At 35.8% G+C, this 23734-nt stretch carries 26 protein-coding genes; 3 read left to right on the plus strand and 23 right to left on the minus strand.

The window, feature by feature from the left end; genetic code table 11:
* Window positions 1-2: 2 nt before the first annotated feature.
* From AC3A54_RS21550 to AC3A54_RS21590, 9 genes are all read right to left on the minus strand, one after another.
* Window positions 3-752 (minus strand): glucosamine-6-phosphate deaminase, encoded by a 750-nt coding sequence (locus AC3A54_RS21550; RefSeq protein ID WP_487656155.1) that lies wholly within the window; start codon window positions 750-752, stop codon window positions 3-5.
* Window positions 753-831: 79 nt separating this feature from the next.
* A complete protein-coding gene (locus tag AC3A54_RS21555; RefSeq protein ID WP_487656156.1) occupies window positions 832-2229 on the minus strand; it encodes a M24 family metallopeptidase in 1398 nt (465 codons plus the stop codon).
* A 23-nt stretch (window positions 2230-2252) separates the two neighbouring features.
* Complete coding sequence (locus AC3A54_RS21560) at window positions 2253-3083, minus strand: carbohydrate ABC transporter permease (RefSeq protein ID WP_487656157.1); 831 nt, start codon at window positions 3081-3083, stop codon at window positions 2253-2255.
* Window positions 3083-4009: a carbohydrate ABC transporter permease gene (locus AC3A54_RS21565; protein ID WP_487656158.1), complete on the minus strand. Its 927-nt coding sequence runs from the start codon at window positions 4007-4009 to the stop codon at window positions 3083-3085. The genes AC3A54_RS21560 and AC3A54_RS21565 overlap by 1 nt, the downstream gene beginning before the upstream one ends.
* A 72-nt stretch (window positions 4010-4081) precedes the next feature.
* Complete coding sequence (locus AC3A54_RS21570) at window positions 4082-5401, minus strand: ABC transporter substrate-binding protein (protein ID WP_487656159.1); 1320 nt, start codon at window positions 5399-5401, stop codon at window positions 4082-4084.
* A 70-nt stretch (window positions 5402-5471) separates the two neighbouring features.
* Entirely contained in the window at window positions 5472-6479 is a 1008-nt protein-coding gene (locus AC3A54_RS21575) for an asparaginase (RefSeq protein WP_487656160.1), read from the minus strand.
* A gap of 24 nt (window positions 6480-6503) precedes the next feature.
* Window positions 6504-7658 carry an ROK family transcriptional regulator gene (locus tag AC3A54_RS21580; protein ID WP_487656161.1) on the minus strand — a complete coding sequence of 385 codons (1155 nt, stop codon included), beginning with the start codon at window positions 7656-7658 and terminating at the stop codon, window positions 6504-6506.
* 232 nt (window positions 7659-7890) lie between these two features.
* Complete coding sequence (locus AC3A54_RS21585; protein WP_487656162.1) at window positions 7891-8451, minus strand: class I SAM-dependent methyltransferase; 561 nt, start codon at window positions 8449-8451, stop codon at window positions 7891-7893.
* Window positions 8452-8453: 2 nt separating this feature from the next.
* Complete coding sequence (locus AC3A54_RS21590; protein WP_487656163.1) at window positions 8454-8963, minus strand: hypothetical protein; 510 nt, start codon at window positions 8961-8963, stop codon at window positions 8454-8456.
* Between the two features lie 269 nt (window positions 8964-9232).
* On the opposite strand from AC3A54_RS21590, the gene AC3A54_RS21595 reads away from it, so the two are divergent.
* A complete protein-coding gene (locus AC3A54_RS21595) occupies window positions 9233-9886 on the plus strand; it encodes a YqcI/YcgG family protein (RefSeq protein ID WP_487656164.1) in 654 nt (217 codons plus the stop codon).
* Window positions 9887-9912: 26 nt separating this feature from the next.
* Here the strand turns inward: AC3A54_RS21595 and AC3A54_RS21600 are convergent, their stop codons facing one another.
* The 6 genes from AC3A54_RS21600 to glnA all read right to left on the minus strand — a co-directional run bounded on the left by AC3A54_RS21600 (window position 9913) and on the right by glnA (window position 16526).
* Window positions 9913-10494 (minus strand): cysteine hydrolase family protein, encoded by a 582-nt coding sequence (locus AC3A54_RS21600; protein WP_487656165.1) that lies wholly within the window; start codon window positions 10492-10494, stop codon window positions 9913-9915.
* 129 nt (window positions 10495-10623) lie between these two features.
* Window positions 10624-11553 carry a phosphate ABC transporter substrate-binding protein gene (locus tag AC3A54_RS21605; protein WP_487656166.1) on the minus strand — a complete coding sequence of 310 codons (930 nt, stop codon included), beginning with the start codon at window positions 11551-11553 and terminating at the stop codon, window positions 10624-10626.
* A 177-nt stretch (window positions 11554-11730) separates the two neighbouring features.
* Complete coding sequence (purU, locus tag AC3A54_RS21610) at window positions 11731-12630, minus strand: formyltetrahydrofolate deformylase (RefSeq protein ID WP_487656167.1); 900 nt, start codon at window positions 12628-12630, stop codon at window positions 11731-11733.
* A 92-nt stretch (window positions 12631-12722) separates the two neighbouring features.
* A complete protein-coding gene (locus AC3A54_RS21615; RefSeq protein ID WP_487656168.1) occupies window positions 12723-13718 on the minus strand; it encodes a hypothetical protein in 996 nt (331 codons plus the stop codon).
* A 195-nt stretch (window positions 13719-13913) separates the two neighbouring features.
* Entirely contained in the window at window positions 13914-14873 is a 960-nt protein-coding gene (locus AC3A54_RS21620; protein WP_487656169.1) for an aldolase catalytic domain-containing protein, read from the minus strand.
* Between the two features lie 288 nt (window positions 14874-15161).
* The gene (gene glnA, locus AC3A54_RS21625; RefSeq protein WP_487656170.1) at window positions 15162-16526 is read right to left on the minus strand and encodes a type I glutamate--ammonia ligase; all 1365 of its coding nucleotides are present in this window, start codon (window positions 16524-16526) and stop codon (window positions 15162-15164) included.
* Window positions 16527-16833: 307 nt separating this feature from the next.
* Between glnA and AC3A54_RS21630 the strand changes: the two genes are divergently transcribed.
* Window positions 16834-17508 carry a Dph6-related ATP pyrophosphatase gene (locus tag AC3A54_RS21630; RefSeq protein WP_487656171.1) on the plus strand — a complete coding sequence of 225 codons (675 nt, stop codon included), beginning with the start codon at window positions 16834-16836 and terminating at the stop codon, window positions 17506-17508.
* An 88-nt stretch (window positions 17509-17596) separates the two neighbouring features.
* Here the strand turns inward: AC3A54_RS21630 and AC3A54_RS21635 are convergent, their stop codons facing one another.
* The gene (locus AC3A54_RS21635; protein WP_487656172.1) at window positions 17597-17755 is read right to left on the minus strand and encodes a hypothetical protein; all 159 of its coding nucleotides are present in this window, start codon (window positions 17753-17755) and stop codon (window positions 17597-17599) included.
* A 204-nt stretch (window positions 17756-17959) separates the two neighbouring features.
* Between AC3A54_RS21635 and AC3A54_RS21640 the strand changes: the two genes are divergently transcribed.
* A complete protein-coding gene (locus tag AC3A54_RS21640; protein WP_487656173.1) occupies window positions 17960-18106 on the plus strand; it encodes a hypothetical protein in 147 nt (48 codons plus the stop codon).
* Window positions 18107-18195: 89 nt separating this feature from the next.
* Here AC3A54_RS21640 and AC3A54_RS21645 read toward each other — a convergent pair whose 3' ends face one another.
* The 7 genes from AC3A54_RS21645 to AC3A54_RS21675 form a co-directional block, all read right to left on the minus strand.
* On the minus strand, window positions 18196-18999 hold the full coding sequence (locus tag AC3A54_RS21645; RefSeq protein ID WP_487656174.1) for a carbon-nitrogen hydrolase family protein: 804 nt from the start codon (window positions 18997-18999) through the stop codon (window positions 18196-18198).
* 25 nt (window positions 19000-19024) lie between these two features.
* Window positions 19025-20035 carry a TRAP transporter substrate-binding protein gene (locus tag AC3A54_RS21650; RefSeq protein ID WP_487656175.1) on the minus strand — a complete coding sequence of 337 codons (1011 nt, stop codon included), beginning with the start codon at window positions 20033-20035 and terminating at the stop codon, window positions 19025-19027.
* A gap of 24 nt (window positions 20036-20059) precedes the next feature.
* The gene (locus AC3A54_RS21655; protein WP_487656176.1) at window positions 20060-21346 is read right to left on the minus strand and encodes a TRAP transporter large permease; all 1287 of its coding nucleotides are present in this window, start codon (window positions 21344-21346) and stop codon (window positions 20060-20062) included.
* A gap of 14 nt (window positions 21347-21360) precedes the next feature.
* Complete coding sequence (locus tag AC3A54_RS21660; RefSeq protein WP_487656177.1) at window positions 21361-21816, minus strand: TRAP transporter small permease; 456 nt, start codon at window positions 21814-21816, stop codon at window positions 21361-21363.
* Window positions 21803-22546, minus strand: a complete 744-nt coding sequence (locus AC3A54_RS21665) for a creatininase family protein (RefSeq protein ID WP_487656178.1) — start codon at window positions 22544-22546, stop codon at window positions 21803-21805. Before AC3A54_RS21665 ends, AC3A54_RS21660 begins: the two co-directional genes overlap by 14 nt.
* 26 nt (window positions 22547-22572) lie before the next feature.
* Window positions 22573-23163: a GntR family transcriptional regulator gene (locus AC3A54_RS21670; RefSeq protein ID WP_487656179.1), complete on the minus strand. Its 591-nt coding sequence runs from the start codon at window positions 23161-23163 to the stop codon at window positions 22573-22575.
* A 346-nt stretch (window positions 23164-23509) separates the two neighbouring features.
* Entirely contained in the window at window positions 23510-23638 is a 129-nt protein-coding gene (locus tag AC3A54_RS21675) for a hypothetical protein (protein WP_487656180.1), read from the minus strand.
* Between the last annotated feature and the right edge of the window lie 96 nt (window positions 23639-23734).

Below are 23734 nucleotides of genomic sequence, written 5' to 3' on the forward strand. Positions count from 1 at the left end.
CCTCAATTCAGTCTTATCAATAGATTTTCAGGCAACTTACTGGCAGCACCTTCATCCAATACAATGGTAGCATTACTATGTAGTTGAAGAAACGAGGCTGGAACTCGAGTGGTAACTGGACCAAGCAATGCCTGTGCAACGATGTCTGCCTTTTTTTCTCCTACCGCTGCAAGCATAATAGACCCAGCCCCAAAAACAGTGCCTAGACCGACTGTAATTGCATGAGTAATGATCTTTTCAGAATCCAAGTCTATCAGTCGAGGACAATTCACTTCCTCCAATTTAACAACATAGGTTGTAGTGGGAATGGAGTCCGCTGGTTCAATAAAGGCGATGTGGCCATTCAATCCTAATCCCATTAGTTGCCAATCAATTCCTACCAATTCTTTCAGATATAATTCAAATATACGGCACTCTTCTTCAGGATCCTCAGCTCCACTGTTTGGGATCAATGTTTGTTCGTTGGAAACCCCAATTTGTGAGAATAAATGCTTTTTCATGTACATTCGGTACGTTTCTGGATGATTCTCAGGCAAGCCTACCAACTCATCAGGATTCACAAATGTAGCTTTTGAAAAGTCTATTTCTCCATTGTTTACCCTCTTTACCCATTCCTGGTATATTCCTAATGTCAACGGAGTGGAACCTGTCGTCATACCTAGTACTGAATTAGGTTTTCTGTTTAACTGTCGCTCTAAATCGTTAAAAATAAACCCAGCTACTTGTTGCTCTGGCAGAACGATTATCTTCATAGAAAGCCCCCCCTTTACTTAGTTCATTTTTTTCTTCGCGCATCTTGAAAAGTAGAAGCAACCACTTCAATTAGCATTATTAATTCCTTATTACAAAACATTGACTTTGATCTAATAAATATGGATGTAAAATAGCTTGGCAATTGGAAAGCGGAAGAACATCCTCTGAAATTCGAATTCCTAATGTTTCAATCATGAATCTTCTTCTTCGATGAATCCTTGAATATGTCTCGGGGAATTTTAACCGAAGTTGTTCCCTTAACGCCTCATCTGCCAAAATAACTCCATCTTCTAGAATTGCCTGACAAAACGGATTTTGAGTTGAAGCAATGATATCGCATTGTAAATAATGCCCCGAAACCATGGGGATATCAGAATCTTCATAAACCGGTGAATGGGGCCACTCATCTAAGGAAATAAGGTGTCCTGGATTTAGATAGATTCCAAACTTTTCAGAATCACCTAAAATCCCCATTACCTTTTTAAATGTCTCTCCATACACTCTTCCAATAGCAAGGCTTTCATACCAAGCCACAATTGCCCGAAAATAAGGTTTGTAGAAATTCTCTATGAATGAATCAACACCGTTTTTAGTTAAGGCTGCAAATCCGGACCTGGCAATTAAACAGCCGCGTAAACCATAACAAATTGTTATCATTTCTCCTTTTTCAAGCTTTCGATTGTTCGGGCTCCTCAATCCTAACTGAACATGTTTTTCTCCAAAGTTTACTATCGGGAACATGCTGATTGGGAATGCATCATATCCAATTAAACGGGAAGCCTCTAATTCACCCATTCCAGGTTTTAATTCTTTTAATAAGCGAATAATTCCATTTGAAGCTCGATGAGAAACTGCTTCATAATAAGCAATTTCTGTCGCTGTCCTTAACTTCATGCGTATTCCTTCAGTTGGATGGATCATACGATCTGTATAATTGATGACGTTTTGCCACTCGGTAATTTTCAATAGCTCCTCAAGAATATATGCCGGAATGTCCACTTTGTGTAAATGAGCACCGATATGCTCTTTTTCAAAATACTTATGACCAATGATACCCACTTTTGACAAATGGTTAATGCCTGCATCCTGAAAAATTTCACAAAGAGAGACAAGCTTTTCTCTCGGTTGACCCTGCAAGCTAAAATTTTGATAGAGAACTTTGTGCAATGGCAATGGACTAATATCTGAATAAGCCATGCATTCATTACCAACAAGAAGTGTCAATTTACCTTCTTGAGAAACAATTAGAAGGGATTCCTCAAATCGAGGTTCGAAACCGGTAAGATATTGCATATTCGCAAAGTGCTCTCTATCAGCATAAACTAGGCAATACGTCATACCTTCCTGTTCCATTTTTTCGACCAGAAGCCGGATTCTTTGTTCATATTCTTCCTTTGTTATTTCAGGAATCAGAACATCCTGATTTAAATCTACCTCATCATAAGGGTTAATAGTTTCTATGTGTACATTTCTCAAATCTCTTTCTCTCCCATCCAACCTTATTCTTTTACTGACCCTGCAGTTAGCCCCGCCACAATATACTTCTGTATAAACATAAACATAATCGCAACAGGTATGAGTGAAATAATACCCCAAGCAGTCATTTGACCCCAATTGACGTCAAATTTCTGAACAAAATTATTTAATCCAACTGGGATAGTTGCAGAATTTCCACCGTTCAAAAACATAATTCCAAAGAACAATTCATTCCATGCACCTGTAAAAGCAAACACAAAGGTAGCTATAACCCCCGGCAGCATGACAGGCAGGATGACCTTATAAACGGCTTGGAATCGATTGCATCCATCCATAATTGCAGCTTCCTCTAGTGTCACAGGGATTCGTTGAAAGAAGCTCGACATAGTTAACAAACAGAATGGAATGTTGATAACGGTATAAAGGATAATTAACGAAGCTAAATTGTTAATGAGGCCAATCTTACTAAATAAAATAAATAAAGGAACAATCATAATCATTGTTGGAACCATTTGGGTCACCAAGAACGCAATCAACGTTACTTTTTTTCCCTTGAACTGGAATCTTGCCAGGCTATAGCCGCCCGTTACAGATATGATCAATACAATGACTGAGCTAACCAAAGTCACTGTTAAACTGTTAAGGAAAAAAAGACTAAAATCGGCATCTGTAAATGCCGACAAATAGTTATCAAAAGTTAACTCCTTAGGCCAAAGAGTCAATTCACTCCCATAGATTTCTTGCCTGGTCTTCAACGAGGTGACAACCATCCAGAGGAAAGGGACGAGGACCATAAGCAAAAAAATAAACAGGATAAATCGCCGAGAAAGTCCGGCAAAAAAACTTTCCTTCATCAGAAATCACCTGCTTTATCAAACTTGGTAACCTTTAAGAATATGACCGAATAAATAACAAGTAAGAAAATCATAATCACACCGGCAGCAGAAGCTTGCCCGAAATCCATAGTATAAAAAACCGTGCTAAATATATAAGATGGGAGGTTATGTGAGGTATTCGCAGGTCCTCCATTTGTCATAATGTAAATAATATCGGCAGAGTTAAACACCCAGATTACCCTTAATAAAGTAGTAATAATTAAAGTCTTCTTGATGTACGGAATGGTAATTTTTATTAACTTTTTAAAACCACCAGCGCCATCAAGAGCTGCTGCCTCATGAACCTCCTGCGGAATAGATTGAAGCGCAGCTAAAATCATGATGGCAAAAAACGGCACTCCATACCAAATCATCGCAACAACAGCAGTGAAAATAGAGACATTTGGAAGAGCAAGGAAAGGGATAGCTTGATCGATGATACCAAGGGATTTCAATACATAATTAATCAAGCCATTATGTTCATTAAACATCCATTTAAAGATCATCCCAATCAGGAAACCTGACACAGCCCATGGCAGAAACACAATTGCTTGATACAGATTTTTCCCTCTAAAGTTTTTCGAAAGAGCCAATGCAAGTGCAAATCCTAAGACTAATTGGAGCCCAACACTAGCTACTACCCAGATGATTGAATTTTTAAGAACAAGTAGGAAGTTTCCATCCTTTAGTAACTCTTTAAAATTCTCCAACCCGCTAAAAAAAATATTTCCAGGCTCCGTCAAAACATAATGATAGAAGGCGAGGCTCAGTCCGTCGATAATGGGATATCCGAAGAATAATAGAATCAACAAGAAAGCGGGAAAAAGTAAAAGGTATGGCTCCTTTCCCTTCATCCTTTGCTTCTGTACTTTTTGGTCTGTGTTTTCTTTTTGATTGCGACTCATGACTTCACCTACTAATCTATGAAATATCATGAGACTGACCCTTGGAGTTAAGTCAGTCTCATGTTCTACTGGTTACTTCCCTTCTTCTTTTTCATATCTTTGTTGTGCTTTTTCCAAGAAGTCATTTAAATTTTTCAAAGTTTCTTCTGCGGACTGCTTATTAAGTAGGTAATTTTGAACCTGTTCTACAGCATAAGTTCCTATAAATTGAGATTGTTCCTTTAAGTAATCAGCCCAATTCACATAAACAATCTCTGGGTCTGCCATTTGCTCAGCAAATCCTTTTATTGCACCTTCACTAAAGAAAGGATCCTTATAAGATTCAGTATAGATTGGCAGCATACCATTTCGTTTGGAATATTCAAGGTTCATTTCAGGTGAACTCATAAATTCAATAAACTTCCATGCGGCTTCTTTCTGTTTGGACTTTGACGAAATAGCATAAGCAGCAGTAGAACCAAAGTGATTGAAATTTTTTCCACTTGGTGATTTCGGAATAGGGATTATTTCATAGGTTCCTTTTTTCATATCTTTTTCCACTGGAATAATAACTTCTGCAGTTTGATTTAAAATACCAGCTTGCCCATTTAGGAATCCCTGCACCATTTCTTTATAACCCCAGTTAATAGATTCCTTTGGAGCATATCCATTTTTATAGACTCCATAAAACTTTTTAAATGCTTCAAGTGCTTCTGGCTTACTAGTGATCGGTTTTCCGTTTTCATCAAACCATCCTGGTGTTTCAGTTAGCGATGCGAGATACTCCATAAACCGAACAACTCCATTTGGTCCACCACGGAAGGAAATTCCATATTGTCCTTTAGATGGATCGGTTAGCTTTTTCCCATATTCAAAATATTGATCCCAAGTGTCAATCCTTGGTGTAAGACCTTTCTCCTGGAACCAGTCAGATCGAATGAACAATGCCTGTAACATAAAAGCATCTGGGATGGCATAGAAATGACCTTTGTATTTAGATGGCCATTTTTCAACAGCTTTTATCAGTTTATCCTTCTGATCCCACTTATCGTAGTTTGATTGTAAATCCTGTAAATATCCTGCAGAAGCCATTGAGGTAAACATGGATTCATCCACATTAAAAACATCTGGAAGTGTACCGGATGCCCCCATAGCCATTAACTTCTTATATGATTCTTCAAAACCAACCGAACTATATTCAACTTTAATTCCTGGATTTTTTTCTTCGAACTTAGCAATCATTTCCTTTAGTAGAGCTGTTCGCTCTGGGCTTGGGATATTGTCCAAGTAGGTAATTTTCACAGGATCATCTTTTGTCCCCTTCCCACCATTACCCGAATCTTTCGAACAACCTGTTACCATCAAACAAAGGATTAAAGATATCGTAAAAAACCAACCACTCAGCCTTTTCACTCTTATTCCCTCCTCGTATTTTCTTTGCTTTGAAGTTGAAGAAATTATTATTCCCCAGTTGGTCACCTCCCTAAAAAACTTGTTTAAGCGTAAATGACAATTTGTTTTCTCCAACAATTTTTTGATTATCATTAACGACAAACCGTGTCGCTAAATCATACATACGTTCAATAGTTTCTTTATTTCCGTAGTGGATTTGTTCCAAAATACCAGCCACAATTAAGGGCCAGCTTTCCTCTGAGCCATCTTCTATCTTAAGAGATATCCCCAACCGTTCTTCTTTGAGACCGATGCAGTAGACTCCTTTCGCCCCACCCTTTGCCACAATGTTTCGATCCTGAAGCAATGTAGAGCAAATCTGCTTACTTCCACCAATCATAAGATGGTGGTCATTCATCAGCTGACAAACTTTTCGAATGGCAGCTTCTAGTTCTGCATCTTCCATTAAGTCAGGGCAGGCCAAGCGAACATAAGAAATAGCCATATGTTTGAGTGGTAAAGCATAAACAGGCACTCCACAGCCGTCCACTCCACAGTTAATTTTGTCCATTGGATAATCGGATAATAATGATAGGTATTGAAGAATTTCTTTTTGGACGGGATGTGATCTTTCCCAATAATTTTCAGTTGAAACACCTAAGAGTTTGGCCAAAGCCATCATGCCAAAATGTTTTCCAGAACAATTGTGGTACAATCGACGAGCCGGTTGATTCATCCAAATTAATTCCGTTTTTGCATCAGGATTTAATGGGTATGTAGGCATACAAAGCAAATTCTGTTCAGTACATTCAATCTTTTCCGCTAAGGTTTGAAGGGCTTCCACGTGGAAATGTTCCCCACGATGGGATGCAGCTAATAATGTACTTTCAATGGGCGTTAAATGAAAAGTAACATCCACTCCTCTACGAAAAGCCGGGATTGCTTGAATTGGCTTGGCTGCTGAGCGATAAAACGTAATAGCATCTGGATTACCGTGACTATAGCGAACCCTGCCCTGATCATCTACAATACAAATCGAACCTCTATGAATATTTTCTAATACATCCCCGCGGTACTCTTTTACTAGAATGTCAGACATGTCTTTCCCCCCTGCTATCTTTATTTATTGGATTTGAAAACTCTTGTTTAATGCCATAATTGCTGATCCCAATACCCTTGAAACCCCTTTCAGTTCAGATAAACATAGTCGAAATGTATGCTCATACGGTTCCCAAATAATCTTTGTTAAATGTTCCTCTACAAGAGGAAATAGCTCTGGATGATTATCGAATAAACTTCCACATAAGATGACTGTGTCAGGATTATACATACATAAAATATTACTAATCGTAATCCCCATATAAATCGTCGCCCGTTGAATTATATTTTGTGCCCATAATTCTTGCCTTTTTGAACTTGTCAAAATATCTTGTATTCCATTAATTTTTGCTACCTTTTGTGCCTCTTGAATTAGAGCCCAATCAGCTGTATATGTTTGGAGGCATCCCCGTCTTCCACATTCACAAAGAATCCCAAAAGGATCGATCGTTGTATGGCCAATTTCACCTGCACGGTTGCTACCTCCTTGAAAAATCTCCCCATTTTTCACTAAAACGGAACCAACTCCACTACCAAAATTAATCATTGCGGTCCATTTAGAGTCCTTAGCGGAACCATAGAAATATTCAGCCAATGCCATCACCTTTAAATCATTTTCTACCACAGTTGGGATTAGAACCTTTTTTTCAATCATTGATGCAAATTCAATATTTCTCCAAGCAAGCTGTGAGGAAAATACGACGATTCCATTCTCTGAATCAATTACCCCTGGTACAGAGACACCGATTGATATAATCTTCTCCCGATCAATTCTGATATCATCAACAATCTTTTCAATCAATTTACAAACCATATTCGCCGTTACTACGGGGTCATAATCTGATTCGAAATATCCCACCTTTTCACTCTTTACTACATTCGAACAAAAATCCATTAAGCCAATCTTAATAAAATTTTTATCAATCTCCACTCCGATGCTATACACCGATACAGGATTAACATCTAGAATAACTGCTTTCCTTCCTACCCCACTTGAAGATGTGTTGGTTTCATGAATATAACCGTCTTCACACAGTTCCCCTACAATTCTACTAATCGATGTTGGACTCATTTTGGTAATTCGAGAAATATCTGACCTTGAAATTGGCCTCTGCGTCCTAATAATATCTAAGATCATTTTCTTGTTATGCTGTTTGATTGTATCTTGATCTTGTTTCATCTTCAGTCCCCATTTTTCCAGTGGAATTAATAAAGAATGTATATTTAATTAAAATATAGTGGGACATATTGGTGAAAAGACCAATTTTTTTTATTTATTTCACCACTGGAGTAATTAATGTTTTACATAAATAAAAAAGGTAGAAAACTCATTTGAGCTTTCTACCTAAAAATTTGTAAATATATATAATTCCAGTAAAAAATTTCTTATTTTACTAAAGGAATTCTGCCCCTTATTGTTTCTTGCAAAATATCGTCTGTCTACTCTCATTGTCAACTTCTTCAAAAAAGTGAACCTTCCAATCGCTAAATTCAGTTAACAACTCTTTAGGCTGCAGCTTATACTGATTCGACACTCCCTGATTCTCATTCTGCGGGGACTGGTAGAAGGTTTCCATAAAAAAATAACCTTCCTCTTTTACGAGGTTCTTAACAAAGGGAAATAACGAGCGATCAAGGAAATATGTAATGACTACTAAATCAAAAGATTGGTTACGCCAATGTTGATTGTTTAATTCCGTAAGGTCACAAACTTTTGGGTGGATTGTGAGATTATCTCTTGAAACCTGTTCTTGAATATAATGGATAGCGACATCCGAAATATCAATCGCTTCGACCTCATAGTTCAATTGTGCAAGAAAAATACTATTACCCCCTAGACCACAAGCAAGATCTAGGGCCCTACCACCAGTTAAATAGGCAGATAGATTCTTTATTCTAGGATTTGGTTCAGGTAACCTCTGTTGATCCAGGCGCTCTTTATGTTTTGAGTTCCATTTCATCCTTGAATTCATTTTCATACTCCATCTCTATATCCTTTTTTCCACAAATCATAAATGACCTCTTTAAAAAGTTCATTCAATCGTGCCCTTTTCTGATTCTTTAGCCATTCAACTTGGTCAATGGGAAGCTTTAATTTTATACTAAATTCTTCATCAGGCATTTCCACTTTTCTAATATCCTCTATTGTGATGCCTTCTTCTATATTAGGAAACCAAGAATCATTTTCGTTCACCCGCTCAAAATCTTTATACTCCTCAAAGTCATCCAGTTCGCAGAATAAATTAAGCTGTGGTAATCCACCTGAGAGGATTTTAACATGCATGATTGAATGTATGACTCTACCATCTTCTAATTCTACCTCGATAATGAGTGTCTCTTCCTTTTTATATTTTTTAACAACAATCTCACTTACAATTAGATTCAGTTCTAAAGTGAAGTTCGAACCTGTTTCAAAAATATATATTGCACTTTTAAATACGTGAATGCCCTCACCATCAATTTTTACTGATTTTACAACTACCATAATCCGTTCCCCCATACAGTTGTTCCATCTATAAATCATAAATGCCTGAAAAACACTCTTTCATTACACCTATCCATTGTATATCCTTTCAAAGAATTCTGCCACAGCCCATATTATATAGGACATTCACCCCCCTAATCTCAACATGAATATACTGTATAAGCCATTAGGAGGTGATTATAATAAGCAAACTATTCAAAGATGCCCCCGCATCACGAAACCAACTCCAACAATGGAAAAAAACTGCATTAGAGAAATTCCAAGAGAAAATGAAAGATAAAGAACGACTATTTCCATGCATACCTGCCACCATTGGCTATTCAACAAACCAATTACGATATGGGTTTGTCGGTGACCCAAGGCGTTCAGCTACGACTGATGAGGTTGCATTATTATTAAGCGACTACACGAAGTCATCTAAAGAGTTTGGTGATTTTACATCTCTAATTATTTTTTATGAGACTCCGAACGATTTAAAGGAAACATATAATGTTGAAATGTTTGAACAATTATTTTGGGAACAATTGAGTAGCTTAAGTGACATAGATGATATGGAATGGCCTAATCAAATTCCGTATGACCCGCATAATCCTATTTGGGAGTTCTGTTTTAACGGAGAACAGTACTTTATGTATTGCGCGACACCTTCCCATATGAATAGAAGAAGCAGACATTTTGATTTTTTCATGTTAGCCATCACACCTAGATGGGTATTAAGGAAATTTAATAAGAACGTGGCTTTTGCAAAAAATATTAAATCACAGGTTCGAAAAAGACTGGAAACCTATGATTCTATCGATATTCATCCTGATTTAAATAGCTATGGTCTGGAAGACAATTTTGAGTGGAGACAATATTTTTTACGCGATGATGACTCCTCTTTATCAAAATGTCCTTTTCATCAATTTATAGAAAAAGAATAGCCTTCTATATATGAAAAGCGCAAGCATCAATCTTGCGCTTTATTTAATAGCTGTGTAATATATTCATCTGTAGTTAATATAGTAGCAAACTCTTTATTTAGCGTAGCTAATTCTATTTTGTGTATTTCATCAGCGGAATGCTTAACCCCTTTGTGATCTGTAATTTCAAATGCAGCAATGGCGTCTTCAATCAAGTAAGTATCGAATCCTAAGTTCGCACTCATTCGAGTAGTAGTTGAAACACAATGTTGTGTAGAAAGACCTGTAATCACAACCGATTTTATTTGTTGCTCATGTAAAAAAAATTCTAGTTGAGTTCCGATAAATGCACTATTAACGTTTTTTTGAAAAACCATTTCACCTGCTATTGGTCGAATATTCGCTTTAAACTCCGTTCCATCCTTATTCTTATAGTTAAGTGGTGAGTAGGACAACAGGGATAAATGTTGTGAATAGATAACCGTCCATTTCTTCTTCCGCCATTCTGTTAGCAACCTTAGGATATTGTCCTCAGCCTGCATATTATTGCGTTTCCCCCAATATGGATCATCAAAACCCACTTGAACATCCAGAACTAATAGTGCTGGTGGTTTTAAAAAGTTTTGCATCAAGTATCTCCTTACCTTAAATCTAGTTTTAATCAAATTTAATTTGTGTTAAAAGGAACCTCTGTATTCATAGAAAAGTACTGCAAAGAAAAGGGTAAGTGCGAATTGCACTTACCCTTTTCTTTCAATCTATTTATTTGTTTGCTTACCTTCTGCATCACGTTCTACCTTCATTTTTGTTACAGGTAAATATCCTTGATCTTTTAATAGATTGTTTTGGATATCATCTGACATCATGTAGTCCAGAAATGATTTTGCAAGATCGGTAGCTTCACCTTTTGTATAAGAATGTTGGTACGCCCACACTGGGAATTTACCAGATTGCACGTTTTCTCCAGTTGGTTCTACACCATCAATGGCAAGAGGTGTGACAGAATCATCAGTAAAGTATGAGAATGCTAGATAACCAATGGCACCATCAGTTTCGTTAATAATCTTCTTAACTGTGTTAGAAGAATCTTCGGTGATTCCTTCTGCAGGTGTTGCACCATCAAGAGCGAACTTATTGAATATTGCACGTGTACCAGAAGAGTCTGGACGGTTAACAAGAACGATTTTTTGATCTTTTCCGCCAAGTTCTTTCCAGTTGGTGATTTTTCCAGTGAATACTTTTATTAAATCTTCTTTTTTTATATCCTTGATTCCAACTTTAGGGTTAACAGCAGCAGTCATGCCAACTACGGCTACTTTATGGTCAACAATCTGATCTGCTGGGATTCCTTCTTTTTCTTCAGCGAAAACGTCAGAGTTCCCAATTTGAACAGATCCTTCAGTCACTTGAGATAAACCAGTACCTGAACCACCAGCATTTACTTGAATATCTACCTTCGGATTTTCTGCCATAAATTCTTCAGCTGCTGCCGCAACTAATGGCTGCATCGCAGAAGAACCAGAAATGACTAGTGATCCAGAAAGTTCTTTCTTTTCTTCAGTTTTAGGTGTTTCTTTTTCTGTGTTTCCTGCTGTCTTATCTGTCGAAGTACCGCCGCCACATGCAGCCATGAATACCATTAATGCTGCAAATAATGTTAGAAGGCTTAGTTTTTTCAAGCTTTTCATGTACCTTGTTTCCCCCTAAAGAGTAATTTTGAATTGTCTTACAGGTATAACTATAGGACAAAAGTATTAACTCTGTTTAAACGGAGCGTAAAGGTTTTGTAAACATTTGTTATGGGATTATTAACTACCAGGACACAAATATTATACTAAATTAAAAAATCCCTATAAAAGGGATTCTTAGAAAACGATTGTTTTATTTTGATAAACAATAATACGGTCTTCTATATGCCATTTTACCGCTCTAGCCAACACGCTTCTTTCAATTTTCCTACCAATTTTTTTAAGGCTTTCAACATTATCATGGTGATCGACACGACTAATATCCTGTTCAATAATCGGTCCTTCATCAAGGTCATTGGTAACATAATGAGAGGTCGCTCCTATTAATTTTACACCGCGATTAAATGCTCTTTCATAGGGCCTAGCACCAACAAAGGCTGGTAAAAATGAATGGTGAATATTAATAATTTTATTTGGATTTCCCTCAACAAACTTCGGTGATAAGATCTGCATATAACGTGCTAATACAACGAAATCAATTTCATACTCTCTTAGTAGTTGAAGTTGTCTTTCTTCGGCTTCTCCACGAATCTCTTTATTCGCTGGAACATAATAAAATGGGATATTCAAGCCTTCGACAACCTCCCTTGCGTTTTCATGATTGCTTATGACAAGTGCGATGTCAACCATCAAATCTCCACTTTGCCATTCCCATAAAAGCTCAAGTAAACAGTGCAGTTCTTTTGATACAAAGATTGCAGCTTTTTTCACATGATAAACATGAGTAAACTTCCATTCCATTGAAAACATATCAACAATTTCAGCAAATTGTTTTTCCATTTCTTTAGCTTTATCCTTTAGACCCGGGCATTCAAATTCAATACGAATGAAAAATGTTCCTCCCTCAGGATTGGTTGAATATTGACTTGATTCAATAATATTTGCATTATATGAAAACAAGAATTTTGATATGGCTGAAACAATACCTGGTTGATCGGGGCAACTAACTAATAGACATCCACGATTCTTATTCTTTTGTTGAAATAATTCGATTTGATTTTTAATATATGCGTTCATGGGCAAGGACCTCGCTATCATTGTTTAAAATATTATACATGAGTTGCCCTTATTTGTTAAATAATTATTTGAAAATTCTTAACTAAAGATTCTTATGCAAAGCGGTAGTAAATCAATAAAAAGGTCGCTAGAACAAAAATGAAGTTTAAGAATACAAAGATAAATTGATCTGTTTTTGTTTTATGCATTTTAATTGGTGGGTTATAGAATGAAACACCCTCAATAATGAAGATGACTAAAACAATGTGAATCATAAAATGGCCGATCACTTCTGTCATTCCAAAGAGCATCGTTGTTGAGATAAATATCCCAGTTACCACAAAACCTAGCACACGATTTAAAATACCGACAACTAATAAATAACCTACCACAAATTCGATAAAAGCTGCCATAACAACAAATAACCCTGGTTCAAAGCCAAATGTAGGCACATGATGGTTAGCGACAATATCTAATGCCATACCTGGATACACCCATTTTTCAACGGCAACCCAGCTAAGCGATAATCCTGTACCAAGATAGAGAAATGGGAACCCCGCCTTCTCAAGCTTAGTACTTCCCACTAATAGAACACCAATGATTGCTACATAAAATCCGTAGTCTAGCATATAGAAAAATCCATGATGGATGGTTACATAAATAAATAAACCTAAGAGAATAGAAGCTCCGATTTTAGTTGAGATATGATGCGGAATCAATAAAAATCCAATGGTAACCCACGTTAAAACGGTAATGAATGTATTAGTGACATGGAACTCAGGAGCAAATAGTGTTCCATTTATCATTTGAAACATTAGCGCAATGGCTGTTCCGTATTTCAATAAATATCGAGAATACTTTCTTAAACTAGAAAGACGATCCTCCATTTTTTTCACTGGGCCCCATTCAGCCATTTTTGGAATAATCAATGTTAATGTGGCTAAAACAACAGCTGCCAGTAATGTAAAAAATAAAAACATCGGAGAAAGTATATGTTCAATAGACTCTTTATGTGGAGCAACATTTGTGAACCACTTCACATGAGCTTGTGCAAAAAAAGGTGTCATTATAAGTCCTACTATTAATAGTATCTGAAATATCTTTTTCATCAGTAATCCCCCTAGTTATATAAACAATGTGACTATAGTGTTAATATACAGGATAAATCAAATTCATATCCAACCTATTATTGAACATTTTGTGAAATTGTTCACATGGGTGATTTAAAAAACGCCCCAAAGGACGTTTTTGATAGTATATCTTTGTGCTTTACCCACATTGAAAAGAGTTCTTTACAGGCTGACCTATTTCGTAGCTGTTGCCACAGATACTTCAGGCGATGTCACTTTGTCATAAAAATCTACAAACTTATCACGATCGGTACTATCACGATAAGCCATGGCGACACGTGGATGTTCATTAAGTACACCAGAAATCATATAAGGAATGATATAGCCCCATTCCCACTTTTGACGCATTTCAAGCATGTGCTTTTCAATTACGCCAAGAACTGGTTTAATCTCATAGCTTGATTTCTGGATGTAGCTAACGAGCAGCTCAGTGTTACAGTTACCAGCCGCACGCCCCATGCCATAAACAGAAGAATCAAGAAAGGTAACCCCATTTCGGATTGCAGTTAATGTATTAGCGAACGCTAACTGCATGTTGTTATGTGTATGAATTCCAAGCTGTTTGTTAGGTACCATCGCTTTGAACTTTTTTACTTGGTGCTCAATATCAATAGGGTCCAAGCTTCCAAAAGAATCAACGATATATACTACATCAACAGGACTTTCCTTCACCAATTCAAACGCTTTAATAAGCTGTTGCTCAGGGACACTTGATAAAGCCATAATGTTTAGTGAAGTTTCATATCCCAAATCATGAAACATTTGTACAAGCTCTAAGCCCTTATCTACTTCTCGAATATAGCAAGCAACTCGAATCATGTCTAAAACACTATGCTCACGGGGTAGTATGTCATTGGGATCAACCCGTCCAATATCGACAAGAGCTGATAGCTTCGTGAACTTTTTCACAGGAATAATTTCTTTGAGAAAGTTATCATCAAGAAATCTCCATGGATTGGGTTCAGTTGCTTTAAGAAGCTTAGGAGAATTCTTGTAGCCAATCTCCATGTATTCCACTCCCGCTTCACTTAAACCATTATACAAGTCTTGAACAAATTCAACGCTGAAATCCCAATTGTTAACTAAGCCTCCGTCACGAATAGTACAGTCTAAAATTTTGGTATGTTGTTCCATGATAATTAATCCCCCTGTTTGTCCCATTTTTATCAATTTACCTTTTACGCTTTTACGTACTAAAATATCTTATTGTGTTTATATCACGGTTGTTGTACGGAGTCAATCTTTTTCCGAAAATTCGACTTATTAAAAGTAATCATTTTTAACTAGGATGTCGATTTTCAATATAATCAACAAGTTATAAAATCAACATCGACCTTTAGCATAGTCAATTAAAAAAAGCAGGGACACTGAGGCTGTTGACAAAAAGTCTATCGTTCAGCCTGAACTGCCCTGCTTTTTTATTTAGAATTTAGTATGATAGTTATCAATTTCCCACGCATGAACTGCTGTACGGTAACTATCCCATTCCGCTTTCTTCATAGAAACATACTCACTATAGACGTGCTGACCTAATGTTTTTGAAGCGATCTCTCCTGATTCTAATGCTTTTAATGCATCAGCTAAACTTCCTGGCAGGTTATCAATGCCTAGGAATGCTCTTTCTTCCTCTGTCATGTGGAAGATATCTTCATTAATTGGAGCTGGTGCTTGTAATCCTTTTTCAATTCCATCCAACCCTGCAGAAGCAATGACTGCAAATGTTAAGTAAGGGTTTGATGAAGGATCTGGACAGCGTAATTCAACACGTGTAGCTAGACCTTTCTTTGCTGGAATACGAATAAGCGCTGAGCGGTTTGAAGCAGACCATGCGATATAACAAGGAGCTTCATAACCAGGTACTAAACGCTTATAAGAGTTTACTAGCGGATTTGTTACTGCTGTAAAGCTCTTTACACTTTCTAGTACACCTGCAATAAACTGATATGCTTTTTCCGATAATTGTAACTCATCTGAAGGATCATAGAATGCATTTTCGCTTTCTTCAAAGAAAGACATATTAACATGCATACCAGAGCCATTAATTCCAAAAACTGGTTTCGGCATAAATGTAGCATGTAATCCGAATTTCTTCGCAACGGTCTTTACGACCCATTTATATGTAGTTGCAAGGTCTGCTGCCGTAAGAACATCTGCATATTTAAAGTTAATTTCATGCTGCCCTTCCGCTACTTCGTGGTGAGATGCCTCAATGGTAAAGCCCATTGCTTTTAACGCACGGTAAATTTCTAAACGAACGCGTTCGCCCAAATCATGTGGTGAAGGTTCGAAATAGCCTGCCTTATCACTGATTTCTTGCGTTGCATACCCATCTTCATCCGTTTTAAAAAGAAAAAACTCTAATTCAGGGCCAACTGAAATGGTATAACCATGATCAGCCGCTCGATCTACCGTTTTCTTTAGAACATTTCTTGTATCTCCATCAAAAGGTGTTCCGTCTGGATTGTTAATAGAGCATAAGAATCGACCTTCCGCATAACCCGATTCAACTGTCCAAGGTAGAACAGCAAACGTGGCTAGATCTGGTTGAAGGTAAAGGTCTGATTTATTTATAGGTGAAAAACCTTTAATTGAGGAGCCATCAAACATCATTTTACCTTTTACTACATCTTCTAATTGCTCACTTGTAACAGTGATATGCTTTAGAATCCCTTCAATATCAACGAATTGCAAATGTAATAGTTCAACGCTTTTTTCTTTGATCGTTTCTTTAATTTGTTCTAAAGTTGTTACACCTACAGGTGTTTCTGAAATAAGTGTTTTAGCCACGTTACATTACCTCTCATTTTCATGTTAGATTTTATGACATCATTAATTAATACTATGATTATAGTTAAAAAAAGATAGTTTGACAATCTTTTTTAAGTATATTTTTTGAATATTTATACCATTTTTTAAGTAAGCGTTTTCAATCCGAACCTATAATACGAAGGTTATTTTTAATAATAAGTCCAATTTATATTCATAAATATACATTAATAATCATTGCTGTTTGTCCTCAAAAAAGTAAGGAGGACTTTTTATGCTAAACTATCAATATTACAAACTACAAAATAGCAAGTTAGGGTGATCTATCATGAAGAAACGAATTGCATTATCTTGGAGTGGTGGGAAAGATTGTTGTATGGTTTTGGATACTCTTTTTCAGAAAGGATATGAGGTTGCTTGCCTAGTTACAACTGTTCCCAAAGAACTTGCTCGCACATTTGGCCATGGTGAGCGAACAGAAATGATTAGATTACAAGGAGAAGCTCTTGGTATACCTGTTCACTTTATCGAATGCTCCTATGACACTTATACAGATCAATTTGTTACGGCTCTTCAAACCTTAAAGAAACTAAATAAGATTACAGGTATTGCTTATGGAGATTTATATTTAGATGAACACCGTGCTTGGGGCGAAAAAGTAGCTGACGCTGCAAGTGTGGAGTCATTGTATCCCCTTTGGTCGCAAAAAGAAGATGCACTGAAACTCCTGAGAAATTTTGTCCAATCTGGTTATAAAGCAATTATTGTTCGTGTAAGAGAGGATGTACTAGATGAGACATGGCTTGGCAGAAGCATTGATGAATCCTTCCTCCAAGACGTACAAAGGACTACTATTTGCCCAATGGGAGAGTCAGGTGAATACCATACATTCGTATATGATGGTCCCCTATTTTCGAAAAAGGTCCAATTGGAGAATGGAGAAGTCATCCAACTTGAAACAACTAAGAAATTAGAATTTATAGGATATTATCTAAATGATTGAAATTAGCTTTAATTATTAAACTACTAACTTTATTTCTTGTAGGAATTGTCAATTCCGAAAAAATAAAAAAAACGCCTATTGGCGCTTCCTACTTGTTCTTCGGACCAGAGTGAATCTGGTCTTTACCATTTTTCCCTTTACCTAATTCTTGCTTACTAATTTTATTTTTCCATTGTTCATAGGTGATTCTAGAATATCCTTCATCATTCAAGTATTGGATATAATCTTTACCATAAGGATAGATCAATTACATCACCTCCAGTGCTTATTAATAAATGTATGCGTTTACATTTTAGGAAAACACTATGTTTATTAAATATTTCTTTAATCCTATATTAAATCCGTTACGTCAATTTCTTTCTTTTTTCGATCGTTTCTCTAAAAAAGTAACATACTTTTCATATCCTTCTAATATATTGAAACAGAAAAAGTTGAAGGGTGGAGACTAATAATGGAGAACAATTCGCATGTTTTTTACAATGGCAAGAGATATGTAATTCTTTATAAGTATACTTCAGGTTATTGCGAGATTAAGGAAGTCGGAAGCTTATATACAATTGAATTGGTACATATAACAGAATTAATGGATATTCCATAGATAATACGGCTGGAAATAAACTAAAAAAGCAGTTCATTCTAGTTTAATAGAATGAACCGCTTTTCGAATGTAAAAACGGAATTGGGGTATTAATAAATTTCCGGTTTACGGTTATTTAGACATGGAAGCTGCTGTCTTAATTTATTAATATATTCCTTATTTACCTCAGCAACAATAAAACCCTCATCATCAGATGCTCTAGCTATAACGATTCCCCAAGGATCAATAATCATTGAACTTCCAAAGGTAGTTTGACCTTCTTCAAATGAGCCTATTTGTCCTGCAGCTATAATATAACATTGATTTTCTATTGCTCTAGCTTTTAGAAGTGTTTCCCAGTGATGAATACCAGTTCTTTGATTAAATGCTGCTGGAACAACAATGATTTCAGAGCCTTGGAGCATTAATTTTCGGTACAATTCAGGAAATCTAAGATCATAACAAATACTAAATCCAATTTTGCCAACAGTAGTATCTGCAGTGACTATCTCTTCCCCAGCTTTAATCAAATTGGACTCTCTATATGAAGCTACCCCTTCAACATTGATATCAAACAAATGTATTTTTCGATATTTTGCTTCCATTTCTCCTTGATCATTAATTAAAACACTTGTGTTAAAGGCTTGCTCATTATTGTAGCGTTCTAACATACTACCACAATGAATAAATACATTCAGTTCCTTTGCTATTTTCATTAATCGATCAGTAGTTGGCCCAGGAATTGTTTCTGCATATTCTAGGGCTTCGCTTTTACTGCTAATGTAATTCATGTATTCAGGTAGTACAATTAGCTTTGCACCTGCAGCAGCAGCTTTTTCAATAAAATAAATTGCCTTTGCTATATTCTCTTCCTTATTTTGTTTGGAATTTAATTGAACAGCCGATACTAACATATTAAAACACCACCTGGATATAAATTTATTTACCTAGCGATTCGATTTCCTTATAAATTTCTTCACCAAAAATCTCAGTTGCCAACTTTTTCGTTGTTTCACGTGATTTATCTTTAAAGCTACTAATATCTGTCTTTACGAATTTCATCCCCTTTTCTTTCAATTGTTGCTTATAATCCGATTCCTTTTCGGAATATAAATGATCAATATATTTCGCTATTTCAATCCATTTTTCTTCTAGAATCTTTTTCTCATCTTGAGATAATGAATCATATTTTTTCTTATTCATAATGAGTGTACGGACAGGGAAGTTATGATATGTTTCATTTAATGTATCTTGAACTTCATAAAAACTATTATTTAAAATAATTTCATACGGGTTCTCTTGACCATCAACCACACCAGTTTGTAGTGAGGTAAATAATTCAGTAAATGAAATTGGAGTTGGGCTTGCACCTAATTGTTTCCATCCTTCTACTACTGCTGGTGTCTCAGGAACACGGATTTTTAACCCTTTCAAATCATCTGGTGTTTTTACTTCTACACCTTTGGTAGTCAACATCCTAGCTGCAAAAGGAACAAACCCGATTACTTTTACGCCTGTTTCTTTTTCAATTAACTTTTTAATCTTCTCCCCCGTACTACCAAAAATAACTTTCTTTAAATGATCCGCATCTTCAAATAAGTAGGGAATATAAAATGCACCTGCGACTTTACTACCTGGAATCGCACCTTGGAGGGCGAAATCAATACTTCCTTGTTTTACAGATTCAAAAATTTCTGCATCTGAACCTAATTGCCCAGCAGGGAAGTGTTCAAGTGAAAATTTCCCATCGGTTGCAGTTTTAAGTTCATCTGCGTATTTTTGCATTCCTTTTGTATAAGGGCTATTTATATCAACCACATCTGCAGACCTAAATTTAATAGATTTATTTTTTTCTGAATTTGTTTCAGAACTAGTATTTGCTTTATTACCACAGCCAGCAATTAATCCAAGAAGCATGAACAATACAATTACATTTCGAATGATCTTCATTACTCTCAGCTCCCTTACTTTCAGTTAATTAAATAAACTTGGTACAAATAGTGAAATACTCGGGACAAAGGTAACAAGAATTAATACAATCATTAGTACGAAAACAAATGGAATTGATTCTTTAATTACTGCTGTTATTGGTACTTTTGCAATCGAGGAAGTAATAAATAGATGTAAGCCAACAGGCGGTGTAATGAGTCCGATCATTAAATTCACAACCATGATAATAGAGGCTTGCACAGGATCTATTCCTAAGTCCCCTAATATTGGAAGCAAAACTGGTACAGATAATAGAATAATTGGGATTGCTTCTAATACCATTCCTAATAGGAGTAGCATTATGTTTACAACAATCAAAATAACAAAAACGTTATCACTGATTGAAAATAGGATGCTCTTTACAAGATTACCTAAATTGTAATAGGTTGCCAGCCAACCAAAAAGAACACCACTTGCTGAGACAATCAAAATCGTTCCAGAGGATACGGAAGCTTCGATTAACGTTTGGTATAAACCTTTAAGAGTCAGCGAGCGGTATACAAAGACTGTTACAAAGAGTGCATAAAGAACTCCAAGAACTGCTGATTCAGTAGGACTTGCGATCCCAGTTAAAATACTTCCGATGATTATTATTGGAAGCAATAATGCTAGAAACGCACTTTTTGTAGCTGAAACCTTTTCTTTAAATGTGGATTTTAGTTTCAACTCCATTTTTGTCTTTTTGGCGTGAAAATAGATATAGACCATGATGGTTATTCCCATTAATAAGCCTGGCACGATCCCCGCCAAGAAAAGTTTACCCACCGATATGCCTGCAATCGATCCTATAATAATCATCGGTATACTTGGTGGAAAAACGGGTGCAATAGTCGATGCACTTGCGATAATAGCCGCTGCACGTTCAGGTTTATATCCATCCTTTTCCATAGCAGGGATTAATATGCTTCCAGTTGAAGCACAGTCCGCAACCGCAGAACCTGACATACCGGCCATGACTACATTTAGTCCTACACCCGTCTGTGCTACACCACCTGGAATATGCCCCAAGAAAGTTTGAGAGAATTTCACTAGTTTGTCAGTAATCAATCCTCTATTCATAATTTCTCCAGCAAGAATGAATAATGGAATGGCTGTAAAGCTAAAGTTATCTACTCCACTAAAAAGATGCTGGGAAACAGTTTCAATTAATAAAGGAAAATCACTGTATTGACTAAAGAATACAACGATCGCTGCACTACTTAACATGACAAGAGAAATATCCATTCCCAAAAGCAATAATACAAAAAGTGATATAAAAAGAATGACTAACATTCCATCCCTCCTTCCTACAGCTCTTTAGGTTTAACAACTCCTATTAAATTTTTATATAACTTGATAAGTATTAGTAAAAAACTAGTTGGAATTGTAATGAAAAAAATCCCCTTGTTTAACTGTAACGCTACTGTAGGAGAACCCCAGATGTCCCCTAAAAATTTTATACCACTGAAGACTACAACTATTGTAATAGCTATTGAAAGGATGGATATGATTAAATCATTCCATTTACGCAAGGCTGGTGGAAATATGTCTATTAATAACGTAATCTTAAGCTCCCCTCCTCGATAGTAGGCAAGTGCTCCCCCTAAGAATGTAAGGCAAATCAATGCTTGCCTTGCTAGTTCTTCTGACCATGGAACAGATATCGTCAATACTCTTGCGAATATTTGAAGGGTAACTATCAGGGCTAAAATTACTAGCAAAATTGCTGAAATGATTCCCAGTACTTTTTCAATTTTTTTCACCATATCCCCAACTTTCTTCTAAAAATTGAACGATACGATCTACTGATCTATCAACAAGTTTTTTTCCTTTCTCTGGTGTTCCGGCAGTCGCATCACCGATCGTACCGGATTTACTCAGGTCACCGTATTTTATATATTGAATTACATCTGGAAAAGCGTTCGATGTTGTTGGATGTTCATCAACAACCAAATTCATATCACAGTAATCTGGATATAAGTATAGTAATATAGACGTACCTACTTCACTTGCGTGTCCATGAGGAACTTTTGTTTCAACGATCCCTTCATCTACTGATTGAACAAATCTCCAAAAATCAATTTGTGCACACCTCATTTGATCGTCTCTTTGTAAATCACGAGAAAGTTGATCAATAATAGGAACATTTCCGAGGTGGTTATTAATAAATAAAAAATCTTTAAATCCCCATTTTTTCAAACTAACTAAAATATCCCACAAATAATTTTTAAAGCTCTCTGGGCGAATAGTTATCGTTCCTGGAAAATCATCAAGCATTGATGAATCTCCCACTTCCATTGTTGGACCTACTATGCCCCCTACTTTCTCAGCAATCATTTCAGAAATTTTAACAGCAACTAGCGTATCTGAGCCAAGTGGCAAATGTTGACCATAAACCTCAAAGGCACCTGTTGGGATAATCACCAAATTCGTGTTTTCTTTTAATGTATAGAAATTTTTCCAGCTCATATTTTTTAAAAATACTGAAGTCATATTGTTTGTCTCCTTTATAGTAGAATTTATGAAAAATTTGTTTTCCCTTTGTTTATATGTTTTTCAAGAATTTTTGCACTTAAATGGTTTGAACTTTTATTTAAATTTTCTAAGATATCTTTATGATCATCTATCAGTTCCTTTAGGACATCAGAACGTGAACTTAATAAGTACTTTGCACTTCGTATTGTCATTAGTCTTTCCCTGCAATTTTTATAGACTTTTAAAAAATGAGAGTTCCCATTTACCTCCAATAAATACTGGTGAAAATCCATATCTAATTCATTAAATTCCTGATAATCTTTATTTTCAAATGCAATATGTTGATTTTTAATATTTTCTTTAAGGTAAGATATATTCTCGTTTGTGAATACTCTTACTTGTTTAATTGCATGAGTCTCAATTGCAATCCTTAAATCAAATAACTCATTTCGTTCTTCCACAGTTGGTATAGTAAAAAATATACCTTGATTAGAAAAAATCTTTAAGAATCCTTCATTCTCTAAACGGTGTAAAGCTTCTCTTATTGGGGTTCTACTCATACTTAATAAATTTACTAAGCTGCTTTCAGATGTAAATTCCTCCTCCCCTTTTACAATAATTTCTTTGATTTTCATATAGGCTATATCTTTTAACTGGGGTTTATTAGAAACTTTAATAATTCTCCACCTCCAAAAACAATAATGCTGCTTATATACAGGTTGAATTCCACTTGAATACAACTGGTATACTAATTAATATCCCGAATTTTAAAAATAATGATTGGATTTTAAAAATAATTTTATTTATTTAATTTTTTAGTTTTTAAGCTTATTAATAGAATTCCAAGCATAAAAATAAACGGTTCAATCTTTTTCTAATGGATTGAACCGCTTTAATTATAATTGGGAATATTGTCATTTAATGAATGTTATAACCTTTATTTCCATTTCGGGATTAAGGAAGTCGGAATCATACGTAATATTAAATTGGTTCATTTAACAGAAATAATAAAACTAGACTAAATAATAGGGCTGGATAATGCAATTTTCCCTTTTTCACATCTGAATTCTCTCGAACAAGAAAAATTTCCCAATAGAAGTCCTTATCCATAATAAAAAGCCCCCTAAACTGATCTGCCCCGTAAATGTTAGACACCAAACTAACATTTACGGGGTGTTTTTATGACCAAATTTACATTCGAAAAGA

The sequence above is a fragment of the Neobacillus sp. Soil_C_43 genome, from assembly GCF_057656715.1.